Source organism: Mesorhizobium sp. GW821-FHT07A06 (assembly GCF_059419085.1).
In genome coordinates, this window is record NZ_JBWKRC010000002.1 from 300,778 (window position 1) to 317,355 (window position 16,578).

General features: G+C 63.6%; 15 protein-coding genes and 1 pseudogene. 9 read left to right on the forward strand and 7 right to left on the reverse strand.

What is annotated here, in order from left to right; genetic code table 11:
- Window positions 1–11 precede the first annotated feature (11 nt).
- From AC07SZ_RS06910 to AC07SZ_RS06930, 5 genes are read left to right on the forward strand one after another with little or no spacing between them, the layout of a single operon-like run.
- Window positions 12–599: a helix-turn-helix domain-containing protein gene (locus tag AC07SZ_RS06910; protein ID WP_244494098.1), complete on the forward strand. Its 588-nt coding sequence runs from the start codon at window positions 12–14 to the stop codon at window positions 597–599.
- A gap of 20 nt (window positions 600–619) precedes the next feature.
- Window positions 620–3,073 carry a GcvT family protein gene (locus tag AC07SZ_RS06915; protein ID WP_494913807.1) on the forward strand — a complete coding sequence of 818 codons (2,454 nt, stop codon included), beginning with the start codon at window positions 620–622 and terminating at the stop codon, window positions 3,071–3,073.
- On the forward strand, window positions 3,070–3,975 hold the full coding sequence (locus tag AC07SZ_RS06920) for a homocysteine S-methyltransferase family protein (RefSeq protein WP_494913808.1): 906 nt from the start codon (window positions 3,070–3,072) through the stop codon (window positions 3,973–3,975). Before AC07SZ_RS06915 ends, AC07SZ_RS06920 begins: the two co-directional genes overlap by 4 nt.
- A complete protein-coding gene (locus AC07SZ_RS06925; protein ID WP_056572634.1) occupies window positions 3,968–5,149 on the forward strand; it encodes a pyridoxal phosphate-dependent aminotransferase in 1,182 nt (393 codons plus the stop codon). The genes AC07SZ_RS06920 and AC07SZ_RS06925 overlap by 8 nt, the downstream gene beginning before the upstream one ends.
- Window positions 5,146–7,593, forward strand: a complete 2,448-nt coding sequence (locus tag AC07SZ_RS06930; RefSeq protein WP_494913809.1) for a GcvT family protein — start codon at window positions 5,146–5,148, stop codon at window positions 7,591–7,593. The genes AC07SZ_RS06925 and AC07SZ_RS06930 overlap by 4 nt, the downstream gene beginning before the upstream one ends.
- A 112-nt stretch (window positions 7,594–7,705) precedes the next feature.
- On the opposite strand, the gene AC07SZ_RS06935 is transcribed toward AC07SZ_RS06930, so the two are convergent.
- The 7 genes from AC07SZ_RS06935 to AC07SZ_RS06965 are packed head-to-tail and all read right to left on the reverse strand — an operon-like array spanning window position 7,706 to window position 14,258.
- Window positions 7,706–8,293: an NAD(P)H-dependent oxidoreductase gene (locus tag AC07SZ_RS06935; protein ID WP_056572638.1), complete on the reverse strand. Its 588-nt coding sequence runs from the start codon at window positions 8,291–8,293 to the stop codon at window positions 7,706–7,708.
- Window positions 8,293–8,874 carry an NAD(P)H-dependent oxidoreductase gene (locus tag AC07SZ_RS06940; RefSeq protein WP_494913810.1) on the reverse strand — a complete coding sequence of 194 codons (582 nt, stop codon included), beginning with the start codon at window positions 8,872–8,874 and terminating at the stop codon, window positions 8,293–8,295. The genes AC07SZ_RS06935 and AC07SZ_RS06940 overlap by 1 nt, the downstream gene beginning before the upstream one ends.
- Entirely contained in the window at window positions 8,874–10,277 is a 1,404-nt protein-coding gene (locus tag AC07SZ_RS06945; protein ID WP_494914160.1) for an FAD-binding oxidoreductase, read from the reverse strand. Before AC07SZ_RS06945 ends, AC07SZ_RS06940 begins: the two co-directional genes overlap by 1 nt.
- Window positions 10,277–11,578 (reverse strand): cytosine deaminase, encoded by a 1,302-nt coding sequence (locus tag AC07SZ_RS06950; RefSeq protein WP_172373456.1) that lies wholly within the window; start codon window positions 11,576–11,578, stop codon window positions 10,277–10,279. Before AC07SZ_RS06950 ends, AC07SZ_RS06945 begins: the two co-directional genes overlap by 1 nt.
- 4 nt (window positions 11,579–11,582) lie before the next feature.
- Window positions 11,583–12,431 (reverse strand): ABC transporter permease, encoded by an 849-nt coding sequence (locus AC07SZ_RS06955; protein ID WP_056572647.1) that lies wholly within the window; start codon window positions 12,429–12,431, stop codon window positions 11,583–11,585.
- Window positions 12,418–13,242, reverse strand: coding sequence for an ABC transporter ATP-binding protein (locus AC07SZ_RS06960; RefSeq protein WP_494913811.1), 825 nt, complete (start codon window positions 13,240–13,242; stop codon window positions 12,418–12,420). The genes AC07SZ_RS06955 and AC07SZ_RS06960 overlap by 14 nt, the downstream gene beginning before the upstream one ends.
- 11 nt (window positions 13,243–13,253) lie before the next feature.
- Complete coding sequence (locus tag AC07SZ_RS06965; RefSeq protein ID WP_056572651.1) at window positions 13,254–14,258, reverse strand: ABC transporter substrate-binding protein; 1,005 nt, start codon at window positions 14,256–14,258, stop codon at window positions 13,254–13,256.
- Window positions 14,259–14,525: 267 nt separating this feature from the next.
- Between AC07SZ_RS06965 and AC07SZ_RS06970 the strand changes: the two genes are divergently transcribed.
- The 4 genes and pseudogenes from AC07SZ_RS06970 (at window position 14,526) to AC07SZ_RS06985 (ending at window position 16,561) form a co-directional block, all read left to right on the forward strand.
- Window positions 14,526–14,909, forward strand: coding sequence for a RidA family protein (locus AC07SZ_RS06970; RefSeq protein ID WP_494913812.1), 384 nt, complete (start codon window positions 14,526–14,528; stop codon window positions 14,907–14,909).
- A gap of 208 nt (window positions 14,910–15,117) precedes the next feature.
- Window positions 15,118–15,921 carry a creatininase family protein gene (locus AC07SZ_RS06975; protein WP_056572655.1) on the forward strand — a complete coding sequence of 268 codons (804 nt, stop codon included), beginning with the start codon at window positions 15,118–15,120 and terminating at the stop codon, window positions 15,919–15,921.
- 90 nt (window positions 15,922–16,011) lie between these two features.
- Complete coding sequence (locus tag AC07SZ_RS06980; RefSeq protein ID WP_056573487.1) at window positions 16,012–16,266, forward strand: type II toxin-antitoxin system ParD family antitoxin; 255 nt, start codon at window positions 16,012–16,014, stop codon at window positions 16,264–16,266.
- Window positions 16,266–16,561, forward strand: a pseudogene (locus tag AC07SZ_RS06985) (type II toxin-antitoxin system RelE/ParE family toxin). Before AC07SZ_RS06980 ends, AC07SZ_RS06985 begins: the two are co-directional and overlap by 1 nt.
- Window positions 16,562–16,578: the final 17 nt, after the last annotated feature.

Sequence of the window (16,578 nt, forward strand, 5' to 3'; positions counted from 1 at the left end):
AAGAGAGCGTTTTGCCCTCCACTACCGCACGAACATTGCAGGGACCTGACGAACGCGTTCTGGCCGGCGACATCAGGGCGCTGCGTCGCGCGCGCGGGCTGACGCTGGCTGAGATCGCGCTGAAACTTGGCCGCTCGGTCGGCTGGGTCAGCCAGGTCGAGCGTGGCCTGTCGACGCCATCGCTGAGCGATCTCAGGGCCTTCGCCGAGCTGTTCGGCGTGCCGATCAGCCTGTTCTTCAGCCACGACGTGCCTGTCGAGAGCGAACGCGGCGTGGTCGTGCGCGCCGGCCGGCGCCGCACGCTTGGCACCAGCGAGACCGGCCTGGTGGAAGAACTCCTGTCGCCCGATCTCGGTGGCAGCTTCGAGATGGTGCGCTCGATCTTCGCGGCGGGCGCGGAGATGAAGACCGAGCAACTGCGACCGACCGAGGAAGCAGGCTATATCGCCTCGGGTATTTTCGAAATCGAGATAGCGGGCGTCTGGCACCGGCTCGGCGAAGGCGATTCCTTCCGCTTCGAAGGCAAGCCCTATCGCTGGCGCAATCCGGGCACCGAGCCCGCAGTGATCATCTGGGTGGTTTCACCACCCGTATACTAAGTTCAGTTTGGGAGAAGAACATGGCGGGTTTGCCGAGCACGGCACGCGTGGTGATCATCGGAGGTGGCGTCGTCGGCACCTCCTCGCTCTATCATCTGGCCAAGGCGGGTTGGACCGATTGCGTGCTTCTGGAGAAGAACGAGCTGACCTCCGGCTCGACCTGGCATGCCGCCGGCAATGTACCGACCTTCTCCTCGTCATGGTCGCTGATGAACATGCAGCGCTATTCGACCGAGCTTTACCGGGGCCTGGCCGACGCTGTCGACTATCCCATGAACTATCACGTCACCGGTTCCCTGCGTCTCGCCCACTCGAAGGAGCGCATGCAGGAGTTCCAGCGCGCCAAGGGCATGGGCCGCTACCAGGGCATGGACATCGACGTGGTCGGTGTCGACGAGATCAAGCGCCGCTATCCCTTCATCGAGACGCACGATCTGGAAGGCGCGCTCTACGACCCGAGCGACGGCGACATCGACCCGGCGCAGTTGACCCAGGCGTTGGCCAAGGGCGCGCGCGACATGGGCGCCAAGATCATCCGGTTCTGCCCTGTTACCGGCGTGCGCCGTGAGAAGGACGAATGGGTGGTTGCCACGCCGCAAGGCGAGATCCGCTGCGAAATCGTCGTCAACGCCGCCGGCTACCGCGCCGCCGAAGTGGGCAAAATGTTCGGCCGCGAAGTGCCGATGATGGTAATGAGCCATCAGTATATCCTCTTCGAGGAGATCCCCGAACTCGCCGCGTGGTCGAAGGAACAGGGCAGGAAGCTGCCCCTGCTGCGCGACGTCGATACCTCCTACTATCTGCGCCAGGAGAAGGCCGGCATGAATCTCGGTCCCTATGAGCGCAATTGCCGCGCGCATTGGGCCACCCCCAACGATCCGATGCCGGAGGACTTTTCCTTCCAACTCTTCCCCGACGATCTCGACCGGCTGGAACATTACCTGGCCGATGCCGTCGCCCGCGTGCCGATCCTTGGCACCGCCGGCCTGTCCAAGGTCATCAACGGCCCGATCCCCTATGCGCCGGACGGCAACCCGCTGATCGGCCCGATGCCCGGTGTGCCCAACGCCTTCGAGGCCTGCGTCTTCACCTTCGGCATCGCCCAGGGCGGCGGCGCCGGCAAGGTGCTGGCCGAATGGGTCACGCAAGGCCAGACCGAATGGGACATGTGGTCCTGCGACCCGCGCCGCTTCACATCCTTTGCCTCGGCGCCGGACTATTGCGTCGCCAAGGGCCTGGAAATCTACGGCAATGAATACGCCATCCAGTTCCCGCGCCATGCCTGGCCGGAAGGCCGTGACAGGAAACTGTCGCCGATCCACGACCGCACCAAGGCGCTCGGCGGCCGCTTCGACGCCTACAATGGCTGGGAACGCGCCACATGGTACGCGCAGCCCGGCGACGACATTTCCGAGGAGGCGACGCTGACCTTCCGGCGCGACGGGCCTTGGCAACACCGCGTGCGCGAGGAGTGCCTGGCGGTGCGCGACGCCGCCGGCATACTCGACCTGCCGGGGTTCTCACGCTTCAACCTGGAAGGCCCCGGTGCCGCCGAATGGCTGAGCCTGCAGGTCACCGGACTGGTGCCCAGGCCCGGCCGCATCGGGCTGGTCTATTTCGCCGACGACAAGGGCCGCATCGTCACCGAAATGTCGGTGGTGCGCCATGGCGAGGACCAGATGACGCTGATCACCGCGGCCGTCGCGCAATGGCATGATTTCGAGTGGCTGAAATCGCGCATGCCTGGGGATGCGGCCTTCACGCTGACCGACCGCACCGAGGACTATTCCACCCAGATCCTGGCCGGCCCCAACTCGCGCAAGATTCTCGCCGATGTCTGCGACGCCGACCTCGCCTTGCCGTGGCTGACACACCAGGAAGCAGAAATAGCCGGTCGCTGGGTGAAGCTGGTGCGCGTCTCCTTCGCCGGCGAACTCGGCTGGGAAATCCACACCAAGGTCGGCGACACATCAGCCATCTTCGACGCCATCTGGGCGGCCGGCCAGAAGCATGGTCTGAAGCCGTTCGGCATGTACGCGCTGGATTCGCTCCGGCTCGAGAAGGGCTACCGAACCTGGAAGGGCGATCTGTCGACCGACTATTCGATCCTGCAAGGCGGCCTCGAGCGCTTCGTCAAATGGGAAAAGCCCGACTTCCGTGGCAAGGCCGCCCTGCAGAACGAAAAGCAGCAAGGCGTGAAGAAGCGTTTCGTCACGCTGGTCGTCGAAGATCCCGGCGATTGCGACGCGCCCTACATGTCGACGCTCTGGCACGGCGGCCAGATCGTCGGCGAGACCACGTCGGGCGGCTGGGGCCATCGCATCGACAAGTCCATCGCGCTCGGCATGTTGCGCATGGATTTGACCGAGCCCGGCACATCGGTCGAGGTCGAAATCTTCGGCGACCGTTTCAAGGCGGTCGTGCAGAAGGATGAACCTTTGTGGGATCCGAAGAACGAAAGACTGAGAGCGTGAAGAAAGTCATCCTCACCGACGGTGGTATGGGCCAGGAACTGGTCCGGCGCAGCAAATCGGAGCCGACGCCATTGTGGTCGGCCAGGGTGCTGATCGACGAACCCGATCTGGTGCGCGACCTGCATGCCGAATTCATCCGTGCCGGCGCCCGGGTCATCACCATCAATACCTATTCGGCGACACCCGAACGCCTGGCGCGCGAGGGCGCTGATGACCTGTTCAAGCCCCTGCAGAAACGTGGCATCGAACTGGCCAGGCAGGCTCGCGACGCAGCCGGCGACGCAGCGATCGCCGGCTGCCTGTCGCCGCTTTTCGGCAGCTACGCCCCGGCGCTAACCATCTCTTACCAGGAGACGCTCGAGATCTACCGCCGCATCGTTGCCGAGCAGGCGGACGGCATCGATCTCTTCCTGTGCGAGACCATGGCTTCGGCCGATGAAGCGCGCGCGGCCGTCACCGCGGCTTCGGAGAGTGGCAAGCCCGTCTGGGTGTCGTGGACGCTCGCCGATCACGGCGCGCCACGGCTGCGCAGCGGCGAAACAATAGCCGCCGCGGCCAGCGCGCTCGATGGCCTGCCGATAGCGGCGCGGCTGCTCAACTGCTGCCGCCCGGAAGCGATCGCCGCCGCCTTGCCTGAACTGATCGATCTCGGCGGCCCGGTCGGCGCCTATGCCAACGGCTTCACCTCCACGGAGGCGCTCAAGCACGGCGGCACCGTCGATGTGCTGCACGCCCGCCACGACCTCGGCCCGGACGCCTATGCCGAGCAGGCGATCGGCTGGGTGGAGGCAGGTGCCGAAATCGTCGGCGGCTGCTGTGAAGTCGGGCCACCGCACATTGCCGCGCTGCGCGACCGTCTGCGGCAGGATGGTTACGAAATTTCGGGAGTTTTGCATGCCTAGACCATCGTCGCGCATTTCCGGCATTGTCCCGTCGGGCAAGGATGGCTGGGAAGTCCATTCCGCCGCCTGGGCCCGCAAGGAAGCCGGCGAGGACATCATCATGCTGTCGGTCGGCGACCATGATTTCGACACGCCCTCCCAAACGATCGAGGCTTGCGTCGCCGCGGTCCGCGGCAGCAACCATCACTACACGCCGCTGCCCGGCCTGCCGCGCCTGCGCCAGGCGATGGCGGCAGCCTCCAGCGCCTGCACCGGCGTCGAGACGACACCGGACCAGGTGATCGCGACGCCTGGCGGCCAGGCGGCCCTCTACGCGGCCGTGCAGGCCGTGCTCGACCAGGGCGACCATGCCATCGTCGTTGCTCCCTACTACGCCACCTACCCCAACACGTTCAGTGCCGCGGGTGCCGGTTTCACCGTCGTCGAGACGCCGGCCGAGGATGGTTTCCAGCCGCATGTCGACATGATCCGCGCCGCACTCAAGCCCAACACGCGCGCCATCCTGATCAACACGCCGAACAACCCCACCGGTGCGGTCTATTCGCGAGAGCGGCTCGAACAGCTGGCCGAAATCTGCAGGGAGCACGACCTCTGGCTGCTGTCGGACGAGGTCTACTGGACGCTGGGCGGTGGCGAGCACATCTCGCCGCGCTCATTGCCCGGCATGGCCGAACGCACGCTGGTCATCAACTCCATGTCCAAGAGCCATGGCATGACCGGCTGGCGCATGGGCTGGCTGACCGGTCCTGAAGCGATGATCACGCTGCTCATCAATCTCAATCTGGTGACGACCTATGGCCTCCCGGCCTTCATCTCGGTCGCCTGCGCCGAGGCGCTGGAGAACCACTACGGCGTGAAGGACATCGCCGAGCGCTACGCGGCGCGCCGCACCGTCTTCCTCGACGCCGTGCGTGGCATGAATGACGTCAGCGTGCGCGGCTCCGAAGGCGGCATGTATGTCATGCTCGACATATCCGCGGTCGAACCCGACGACGAGAAATTCGCCTTCGCCTTCCTCGACAAGGAGAAGGTCGGCGTGATGCCGGGCTCCAGCTTCGGCGAAGCCGCTGCTGGCCACATCCGCATCAGCCTCTGCCAGCCGGAGCCCGTGCTGCAAGAAGCGGCAGCCCGGCTGCGCCGTTTTGCTTCCACCTATCGCCGCGAGGCCGCATGACCAAGACCATTCCCACCAAAGCCCGCGCGGTGATCATCGGCGGCGGCGTTTCCGGCTGTTCGGTCGCCTACCATCTGGCCAAGCTCGGCTGGACCGACATCGTGCTTCTGGAGCGCAAGCAGCTGACCTCGGGCACGACATGGCACGCCGCTGGTCTGATCGGCCAGTTGCGCGGCTCGCAGAACATGACGCGGCTGGCGAAATATTCAGCCGACCTCTACGTCAAGCTGGAGGCCGAGACCGAAGTCGGCACCGGCATGCGCCAGGTCGGCTCGATCACCGTGGCGCTGACCGAGGAGCGCAAGCACGAGATCTACCGGCAGGCATCGCTGGCCCGTGCCTTCGATGTCGATGTGCGCGAGATTTCGCCCAAAGAAGTCAAGGAGATGTACCCGCATCTCAACGTGTCCGACGTCGTCGGCGCCGTGCATCTGCCGCTCGACGGCCAGTGCGACCCCGCCAACATCGCCATGGCGCTGGCCAAGGGCGCGCGCCAGCGCGGCGCCACCATCGTCGAGAATGTGAAGGTGACCAAGGTCCACACCAAAGCCGGCCGTGTCACCGGCGTGTCCTGGGCGCAAGGTGAGGACCAGGGCACCATCGAGGCCGACATCGTCGTCAACTGCGCCGGCATGTGGGCCCGGGAACTCGGGCGTCAGAACGGTGTCACCATCCCTCTGCACGCCTGCGAGCATTTCTATCTCGTCACCGAGCCGATCCCCGGCCTCTCCCGCCTGCCGGTGCTGCGCGTTCCCGATGAGTGCGCCTACTACAAGGAAGATGCCGGCAAGATGATGCTCGGCGCTTTCGAGCCGGTGGCCAAGCCATGGGGCATGGACGGCATCCGCGAGGATTTCTGCTTCGACCAGTTGCCCGAGGACATGGACCATTTCGAGCCGATCCTCGAAATGGGCGTCAACCGCATGCCGATGCTGGCGACCGCCGGCATCCACACCTTCTTCAACGGCCCTGAAAGTTTCACGCCGGACGACCGCTATTATCTTGGCGAGGCGCCGGAACTTCGGGGCTACTGGATGGCGACCGGCTACAATTCGATCGGCATCGTCTCTTCGGGCGGCGCCGGCATGGCGCTGGCGCAGTGGATCAACGACGGCGAAGCACCCTTCGACCTCTGGGAAGTCGACATCCGCCGCGCCCAGCCCTTCCAGAAGAACCGCCGCTATCTCAAGGAGCGTGTCTCCGAAACGCTCGGCCTGCTCTATGCCGACCATTTCCCCTACCGGCAGATGGCGACATCGCGCAACGTCAGGCGCTCGCCCCTGCATGAGCATTTGAAAGCGCGCGGCGCGGTTTTCGGCGAGGTCGCCGGCTGGGAGCGCGCCAACTGGTTCGCCCGCGAAGGCCAGGAACGCGAATACCGGTATTCCTGGAAGCGGCAGAACTGGTTCGACAACCAGCGCGACGAGCACCTGGCCGTCCGCAACAAGGTCGGCCTGTTCGACATGACCTCGTTCGGCAAGATCCGTGTCGAGGGCCGCGATGCCTGTGCCTTCCTGCAAAAACTGTGCGCCAACGACATGGGCGTGGCGCCGGGCAAGATCGTCTACACGCAAATGCTCAACCAGCGCGGCGGCATCGAGAGCGATCTCACCGTCTCGCGCCTGTCGGATACGGCCTATTTCCTCGTCGTCCCCGGTGCCACGCTGCAGCGCGATCTGGCCTGGTTGCGCCGGCATGTCGGCGAGGAATTCGTGGTCATCACGGATGTCACCGCGGCCGAAAGCGTGCTCTGCCTGATGGGCCCGGATGCGCGAAAGCTGATCCAGAAAGTCAGCCCCAACGATTTCTCCAACGAGAACAATCCGTTCGGCACGTTCCAGGAGATCGAGATCGGCATGGGCCTCGCCCGCGCCCACCGCGTCACCTATGTCGGCGAACTCGGCTGGGAGCTCTATGTCTCGACCGACCAGGCCGCCCATGTCTTCGAGGCGATCGACGAGGCCGGCGCCGATGCCGGCCTGAAGCTCTGCGGCCTGCACACGCTCGATTCCTGTCGTATCGAGAAAGCCTTCCGGCATTTCGGCCACGACATCACCGATGAGGACAATGTGCTGGAAGCCGGCCTCGGCTTCGCGGTGAAGGCGGCCAAGGGCGAGTTCATCGGCCGCGATGCCGTGCTGAAGAAGAAGGATGCCGGCCTGTCACGCCGGCTGGTCCAGTTTCGCCTGAAGGACCCACAGCCCCTGCTCTTCCACAACGAAGCGATCCTGCGCGACGGCAAGATCGTCGGCCCGATCACGTCAGGCAATTACGGCCACCATCTCGGCGGAGCCATCGGACTGGGTTATGTGCCGTGCCCGGGCGAGAGCGAGGCCGATATGCTGGCTTCATCCTATGAGATAGAAATCGCCGGCGAGCGTTTCGCGGCGGAGGCATCGCTGAAGCCGATGTATGATCCGAAGGCGGAACGGGTGAAGATGTAGCGCCTTCCTTCGCCCCGTTTACGGGGAGAAGGTGCCCGAAGGGCGGATGAGGGGCAGCGCCAGCATTCGAAAGCTCGCACTGCCCCTCGTTTGGCTGCCGCCATCTAATTCCTCAAAACCGCTCCAGCTTTGCCCGCACCTTCGCCAGAAACGCCGCTCTCGTTGCCGGCGTCGAGGCATCCATCAGATAATGCGCCAGGAAAAACGTCTTGCAGCGTGTCGCGCACAGCGCCCGCATGCCGCGCAGCAAGGTCTTGCGTCCGGGCTGCCCGACGACGACGCTCCACCAGGTCGGCGCGCCGCAGGTGGTGATGACGCCGACCTTGGTGACATGCCTCATCAGCGATGTGATCCGCCCCTTGCCCGCCGGCAGCTTGAAGGCGACATCGGTCGCCCACACCCGGTCAAGCCAGCCCTTGAGCATCGCCGGCAGCCCGTACCACCAGGTCGGATAGACGAACAGGATCGCGTCGGCCCAGGCGAGCAGTTCGAAATGCGGCTTCAGCGCGGGATCGCGCGGCGCCTGGTCATTGTAGGTGCGCCGCTCGTCACAACCCATCACCGGATCGAATTTCTCGGCGTAGAGATCGAGCAGCCGCACCTCCCAGCCCCTTGCCTTCAGCACATCAAGAGCGGTGTCGCGGATCGCTGCGCAAAAACTCTCCGGCACAGGATGGCAGTAGACCACGAGGACCCGCATCAGAACGCATCCATGCTCGCCGCAACCTTCGTCATGAAGGATTTCCGTGTTTCGTCGGTCGACAGGTTCATCGCGTAATGCGCGAGATAAGTCACCGGCGCGCCGGGCTTTACCGTCGCGCGCAGCATACGCTTGATCAGCCTGCGCGGCGGATCGCCCATCAGCACCGCGCGGAACCGGGTGCCGCCATAGGTGGTGACGGCGGCGACCTTACGGACGTTGTGCAGCGACGGCTGCACTTTGCCGTCGACCAGCTTGAACGACACTCCAGGCAGGAACACACGATCGAAGAAGCCCTTCAGGATCGCCGGAAATCCGTAGTTCCACACCGGATAGGAAAGCACCAGCGCATCGGCCCGCAGCAGACGTTCGACATAGGGTGCCGCGGGGTCCGCGGAGCCGCGCTGCTCGTGGTAGTCCAGCCTCTCCTGGCGCGTCAGCCTTGGATCGAAATTCTCGGCGTAGAGGTCGCAATCATCGATCGTATGGCCCGCCGCCATCAGCCGCTCGACGACCAACCGGTGCAGGCCGGCATTGAAGCTGGTCTCGACCGGATGGGCATAGAGGACGAGGATGTTCATCAGCCTGCCTTTTGCAGCCCCCTGAACAGGAAGGTTCGCCCCGAACGATAGTCGTAGTCCGGATTTTCCCAAGCGATCATCTTGCCGGGATTGAGCAGGCCTTGCGGGTCGGTCTCGCGCTTGAAGGCGAGCTGCACGGCATCCGTCTGCTTCATGCCGCCCTCCTCCAGCGTATAGCGGTGCGGGTTGAAGATCGGGCAGCCATTCTCCTCATGCAGCCGCACGATCTCGTCGAGCCGCGCCTCCGTGGTGAACTTCACCAATGGCAGGCCGAAACAGGTGATGTTGCCGTCCAGCCGCACGAATTCGAGATGCGAGAACACTTCGCCCGGAAACATCGTATCCATCTTCTCGACCAGCGCCAACTGGTTGGGAAAGGGATAGAGCGATTGCAGATAGGTGATGTCGGGATCGACACGCAGTGCCCTGAGCGTGGTGTGGTTCCAGGCCAGCTCGTAGGCCGGCGGAAGGCCTTTTTTCTCATCCGGCGTCGCTGTGGCCGCGTTGAAGATCACCACACCGCCGACGCGCCGGGTGAAGGCAAGGAAAGCATCCAGTCCATGCTGCGCCACCATGACGACGCAGATGCTTTGCCCTTCCCTGAAAAACTTCTGATGCCGCTTGAAATAGAGCTGCGGCACGGGTGCGGCGATCGGGGTGATCAGCTTGGTCAGGATGCCGTCCTGGCAGGCCAGCGCATTGCCGTAGCGCGCCGCGTCCATGAAGGCATCGAAGCCGACAATGACATCGACCCAGTCATAGGCCGCGGTCAGCGGCATCTCGACCTCCGTGATGATGCCATTGGTGCCGTAGGCGTGGGTCACCTTGTGCAAATCCTCGCCGGTGAGCTCGAGCACTTTCGGTTCGGCCTCCATCGTCACCACGCGCAGGCGCAGCACATTGCCGAAATCGCGCAACCCGCCGAAATTGATCGAGCCAACGCCGCCCGAACCGCCGGCGATGAAGCCGCCGATCGAAGCGGTGTTGTAGGTGGAGGGCGAGAGCCTGAGTTCCTGGCCGGAATGCGCCCGTGTCGCCTTGTCGATGTCGGCCAGCACCGCGCCCGGCCCGGTCACCACGCGCCCCGGCGCGATCGACTTGATCTCGTTCATCTCAGCGAGGTTGAGCACGACACCGCCCGACAGCGGCATTGCCTGCCCATAATTGCCGGTGCCGCTGCCGCGCGGCGTCACCGGCACGCCATGCCGATGACAGGCGGCGAGTACGCGGATCAGTTCGGCCTCATTCTTCGGCGTCACGATCAGGTCGCCTGTGACATGGTCGAGCTGTTGCTTCAGCACCGGGCTGTACCAATAGAAGTCGCGGCTCTTCTGCTGGACGATGGCCGGATTGTCGTCGAGCTTTATCCCGTCAAGATCACGTTTGAGCGCCGAAACGTCCATCATTCCACCATCAGTTCGTCGAGCTCGGCATAGTCGGGCAATTGCCGGTCGATCGCGCGTCCGGCGCGCACGACGATGCGATCCGATTCGGGCCGCGACAGCAATTCCGTCCAGCTACGACCTTTGAACAGAATGAAATCGGCATCGCCGCCGGCGGCAAGCGTGCCTAGACCATCAAGCCGCATCACCTTGGCCGGCGTCGCGGCGACCGCTTTCGGCCAGTCGGCGACCGGATGATCGAAATGCAGGATGCGCGTCGCCATGCGATAGACCTCCAGCATGTCGAGGTCGCCATAGGCATGGAAGGGATCGCGTGTGTTGTCGGAAGCGACCGCTACCGGAATGCCCCTCGCCTTCATCTCATGCAGCAGCGTGACGCCGCGCCAGCGCGGCGTGGTGGCGTCGCCACGCCGGTCCTGCAGATAGAGATTGCACATCGGCAGAGAAACGATCGCCAACCCGGCCTTCGCCACCTTGTCCAGCGTGTCCAGAACCTCGAGATCGGGCTGCCGTGCCAGGGAGCAGCAATGGCCGACGAGGATATTGCCCTCGAAGCCGCTCCAAAGCGCTGCCTCGGCGATCTTCTTCAGCGAGATGGCGGCAATGTCGTCGGTCTCGTCGGCATGGAAATCGAGGTCGAGCCCGTGCTTGATCGCCTGCGCGAAGACATGGTCGAGCAGCTCTTCCAGGTCCGGCACCATATAGGTGACGACGCCGAGCACGCCCTTGGCGGCGGCAACCCGCTTCGCCAGCCTGTCGAACCATTTCTTGTCGCGCACGCCCTCGATGCCGAGCAGGCAGGCGCCCTGCAACTCGATGCGGCCGCGCCATGTTTCGCGCATCGTCTCGAACACAGGCCAGGAGATTTCCTCCTGCGGCGCGACGCTGTCGAGATGGGTGCGCAGCGCCCTGGTGCCATGCGCGTAGGCCGAGCGCAGCGAAAAATCCATGCGCCGCGCCACGTCCTGCGCGCTCCAGCGCGCGACGCGGTCGGCGCCGGTGGCGTTCAACGCTCCCATGAAGGTGCCGTCGGGATTGGGTTTTCGCGGCCAGATATGGCCCTTGTCGATATGCGTATGGCAGTCGACGAAACAGGGCAAGATGATGCGGCCGTGAAGGTCGATCGCATCGGCAGGCGCCTTTGATCGGCCATGCGCGGTGATACCGGAAATCTTGTCGTCAGCGACGGAAATATCGGCGAGCGCAAAGCCGTCGCTGTCGAAGGCAGCGGCAAGTCCGGGCGTCAGTGACGCATGAACGCGAGCGTTGGCGAGATGGTATGAACCTGTGTTCGGAATCAAGGGCCTACCGCTCCTGCTTCAGCGCGCTTTCGTGCCAGCGCCGCAGAATGAGATGTGAGATCAGCGACAGCACGAGGAAGATCAGGATCCCGGTCAGCGAGATCAGGAACAGCGCCGCGAACAGCCTTGGCGCGTTCAGCCGGTAGCCGGCCTCGATGATGCGCGAGGCAAGCCCCGACGACTGGCCGGTGGCGCCGGCGACGAACTCGGCCACCACGGCGCCGATCAGCGACAGGCCGCCGGCGATCTTCAAGCCACCGAGGAAATACGGCATTGCCGCCGGCAGCCTGAGATAGCGCAGCTGTTGCCAGCGCGTCGCGCCGTTGAGCTTGAACAGGTCGCGCAGATTGCGGTCGACGGAATTGAGGCCAAGCGTGGTGTTGGACAGGATCGGGAAGAAGGCGACGATCCAAGCGCAGAGCAGAAGCTTGGTCGTCTGGTTGTTCACATAGATATTGATCAGCGGGAAGATCGCCACGATCGGCGTCACCTGCAGCACGATGGCAAAGGGGAAGAACGACATCTCCACCCATTTCGACTGCGCGAACAGGACCGACAGGCCAACACCGCCGATGACGGCCAGGGCCAGGCTGAGAAAGGTGATACGCAAGGTGACCAGCAGCGAGGAGAACAGCAGGCCGGCATCGCTGTAGAGCGTCTGCAGCACCACGCCGGGGCGCGGCAGGATATATTGCGGGATCTCGTTCCAGACGCAGATGCGGTCCCACAACCAGATCGCCAGGATCATGATCGCCAGCGGCAGTACCCAACGGCCGACCCGCTCTAGCCGCTCCTGGCGCACACGGCGCGCTTCCTCCGGGTCGAGTTTCAACGTGCCGTCAATGGCCGTCATGATGCGCGCCCGCTGTTGAATTGATGGCATTGACCAGCACGTCCGAGGCTTGCCGGCAAAGCGCCGCATAGTCCGGCGAGGTGCGAAACGCCTCGTCGCGCGGATAGGGAGCCTCGATGGCAAGTTCGTCGAACACCCGGCCCGGCCGCGCCGCCATCACGACGACGCGGTTGGAAAGGAACACGCTCTCAAAGACGCTGTGGGTGACGAAGACGACGGTGAAGCGTTCGTCCTGCCAAAGCTCCAGCAGATCGTTGTTGAGCTTGAAGCGGGTGATCTCGTCGAGCGCCGCGAACGGTTCGTCCATCAAAAGCACGCGTGGCTTGGTCACCATGGCCCGCGCGATGGACACACGCATCTTCATGCCACCGGACAGTTCGCGCGGCACGGCGTGCTCGAAGCCGGTCAGGTGAACCCGCGCCAGCATCTCATTTATCGCAGGGGCAGCCTTGGCTCGGGAAATGCCTTTCAGCCTCAGCGGCAGCCAGACATTGTCGAAGACGCTGGCCCAGGGCAGCAATGTCGGCTCCTGGAAGACGAAGCCGATATTGGCGCGGTCGAGCGAACCGCCGCCGCGCCAGTCGAGCACGCCGGAGGTCGGCGTCGACAGGCCGGCGATCAGCCGCAGCGCCGTCGACTTGCCGCAGCCGGACGGCCCGAGCAGGCTGAGGAAATCGCCTTCCCGGATCGTCAGGCCGACATCGCTCAACGCCGTCACGCCATTGGAAAAGACCTTGCCGACGCCGCGCAGCGCCAGCAAGGTCGGAGCGATATCCAAGGCCGGCGCTTGCGCCACCTTTTCCCCTATCATGCCGGGCTGGCCTATTTCTTCAGCTCGAGCCCGACACCCTTGTTGACGAAGGCCAGCGTGTAGGCCTTCGTGATGTCGATGCCGTCAGGCGTGACCTTGGCCTTGACCATCTTGTCGTAGAAGCTCTTGATCCGCGCATCGGTCATGGCGCCGATGCCGAGCTTTTCGGTGTCGCCGGAATCGGCAAGCCCGAACTTCTTCATCTGCTCGATCGAGAAGGCGATCTGCTCATCCGTCATGTCAGGATTGTCTTTCTTGATCATGTCGTTGGCGGCCTTGTTGTCGCCGTAGAGGTACTTGTACCAGCCCTTGGCGGAGCCATCGACGAAACACTGGACCACTTCCGGTTTCTTGTCGATCGTGTCCTGCATCACCTCGATCGTCGTCGAGTAGGTGTCCCAGCCATAGTCGGCGAGCAGAAACTGGTTGGGCACGAAGCCGCCTTCCTTCTTGACCGCGAACGGCTCCGACGTGACGTAGCCCTGCTGGATCGACTTCTTGTTGGCGAGGAAGGGAGCGGTGTTGTAGGTGTAGGGTGCGCGCTTGGCGGCGTCGAAGCCAAGCGCCGTGACCATCCACTGGAAGAAGGTCTGCACGCCTTCGTCGCCCAGAATGTACTGGTCGGCGTTCTTCAGGTCTTCCCATTTGTCCAAGCCCTCGCCGGGATGGGACATGATAACCTGCGGGTCCTTCTGGAAATCGGCGGCCACGACGCGCATCGGAATGCCTTGCTGGACGGCATCGAAGGCCGACAGCAGGTTGCCCCCCATGTAGAAATCGATCTTGCCTGCCAGCAGCATCGGCCGGCCGCTGACCTGCGGGCCGCCCTGCATGATGGTGACGTCGAGGCCGCAAGCGGCATAGGTGCCGTCCGCCACTGCCTGGTAATATCCGCCATGCTCCGGCTCGGCCAGCCAATTGGTGCCGAAGGTCACTTTTTCGTTCGCCGCGGCCCCCAGTGTGCTGGCGGCAAGCAAGGCCACCACCGCCACCGAGGTCTTCTGTTTTGCGTACATCGACAACCATCCTTTGTTTGCTCCGGCGCGCCACGCGCCAGGCTCGACACCAGAGATTCAAGAAGCAAGACACATGCCACCGGCGTCTCGCGCCGGGACCCGCCCGCCTGCACCACAGCCATCTGCGAAAGCCGGAAAGGTCGTGCTGCACCGGAGGCATCGTGCCTATTTTTTGAACGCCTGTCCACAATCGCACCGGCGACATCCCAAGCCATCTTGAAGCTGTAGTGAATACGGCCTTAGGCTGACGGCATCCAGGAGATTGCCATGTTCAGATTCCTCACCCCCAAGTCGATCAAGCCTCCCTTTGCCCGCTACAGCCACGGCGTCGAAGTGCCCGCCGGCAAGCGGCTGGTGCTGTGCTCGGGCCAGGTCGCCATCACGGCGGACGATCAGATTCCCGAGGATGCCAGCGCCCAGGCCGAGCTCTGCTTCCGCAACATCGAGGCGATCCTTGGAGAGGCCGGGCTGGGCCTTGGGGATATCGTGCGCATCAACGCCTACGTCACCGACCGCGCGCATCTGCGGCCCTATATGGATATCCGCGACCGGCTGTTTTCAAGCCCGGCGCCGGCTTCGACCCTGATGATCGTTTCCGGCTTTGCCCGGCCCGAATTCAAGGTCGAGGTCGAAGCCGTCGCCGCCGGGTAAGAAGCGCCAGTGAAACCCTACGAATCGACAGTCCAATAGTCTAAAGTCACGCGAAGTTGGCGCTGCCCCTCATCCGCCTGCCGGCACCTTCTCCCCGTATGGAGACGGGGAGAAGGGAACCGCTCCGACGATCTCCCCCGTTCTTCACGGGGAGAGAGTAAGGATGAGGGGCAGCGCCGGCGCCAGATCAATTCCGTCGAGGCACAAAATGAACGAGACAAAAAGACGTGTGTGGTGGGGTGACTACCGGACGACGGAATACGCCTCGATCGATCCGGAGGCGACGATCGCCGTTCTGCCGGTGGCGGCGATCGAGCAGCACGGCCCGCATCTGCCCGTCTCGACCGATACCTCGATCATGAACGGCATGCTCGACACGGTGATCGCCCGCCTGCCCGGCGATCTGGACATCCGCATCCTGCCGGTTCAGGCGGTCGGCAAGTCGAACGAGCATCTGCACGCGCCGGGCACGCTCACTTTGCCGGCAAGGACGCTGGTCGAGGCCTGGACCGAACTTGGCGTATCGATCGCGCGCGCCGGCGTGCGCAAGCTCATCGTCGTCAATTCGCATGGCGGCAATGAAGAGATCATGGGCATCATCACGCGCGAATTGCGGGTGCGCGAAAGGATGCTGGCGGTGAAGACGAGCTGGCAGCGTTTTGGGCGGCCTGCCGGCATGTATACCGAACTCGAGGATCGTCACGGAATCCATGGCGGCGATGTCGAGACCTCGCTGATGCTGCATTTCCGGCCGGATCTCGTCGACATGGCCAAGGCCGAGAATTTCGTTTCCAACGTCGCCAGGGCCGAGAAGGAATTCTCGCTGCTGCGCCATACGGGCACCCACGCCTTTGCGTGGATCGCCGGCGATCTCAACCCGAACGGCGTGGTCGGCGATGCCAGCATCGCGACATCGGAAAAAGGCCGGCTGACAGCGGAACATCAAGCCGACGGGTTCATCAGCCTGCTCAGGGATGTGCGCAAGGCAAAGCTCGCCGATTGGCTGAAGTAGCCGCCTAGCCACAATTGCGCCTCCGCAAAAACGCTCCCGCATATGAGATTTGCCAAAATAGATCATACTGGACGGGATATGGAGGCCGACATGGCAACAATGAACGTATCATTGCCCGATCCGATGAAGGATTGGGTTGAGGCGCAAACCGAAACGGGTCGCTACGCCAACGCGAGCGACTATGTGCGCGATTTGATCCGTCGGGATCAGGAGCGCAACGACAACATTGCCGCCATGCAGCGCTTTGTCGACGACGGCTTGAAGAGTGGCATTGGCAATCGATCCAGGGACGCGCTTTTTACGGAGGCGGTCAAACGCGCTGGAAAGCCACCCGGCAACGGGTAATGGGATTTCGCCTTTCTTTAGCTGCGGAAGAGGACATCGTCGGTATTGCCGAGCAAGGGGTGCGCCTGTTCGGCGCTGTGCAGGCCAGACAGTATCATGACGAGTTATTCGCGATCTTCGACCTGATCGCTGCCAGTCCCCGAATGGCGCGGGAGCGGCTTGAATTGTCGCCACCAATGCGTATCCATCCCTTCAAGGCCCATCTGTCGTCTACCAGATCGAAGCCGACGGCGACGTGTTCATTGTCCGGGTACGCCACGGGCAAGAAGATTGGGCGAGTGAAGGCACTCGATAATCCTACAGCGGTATATG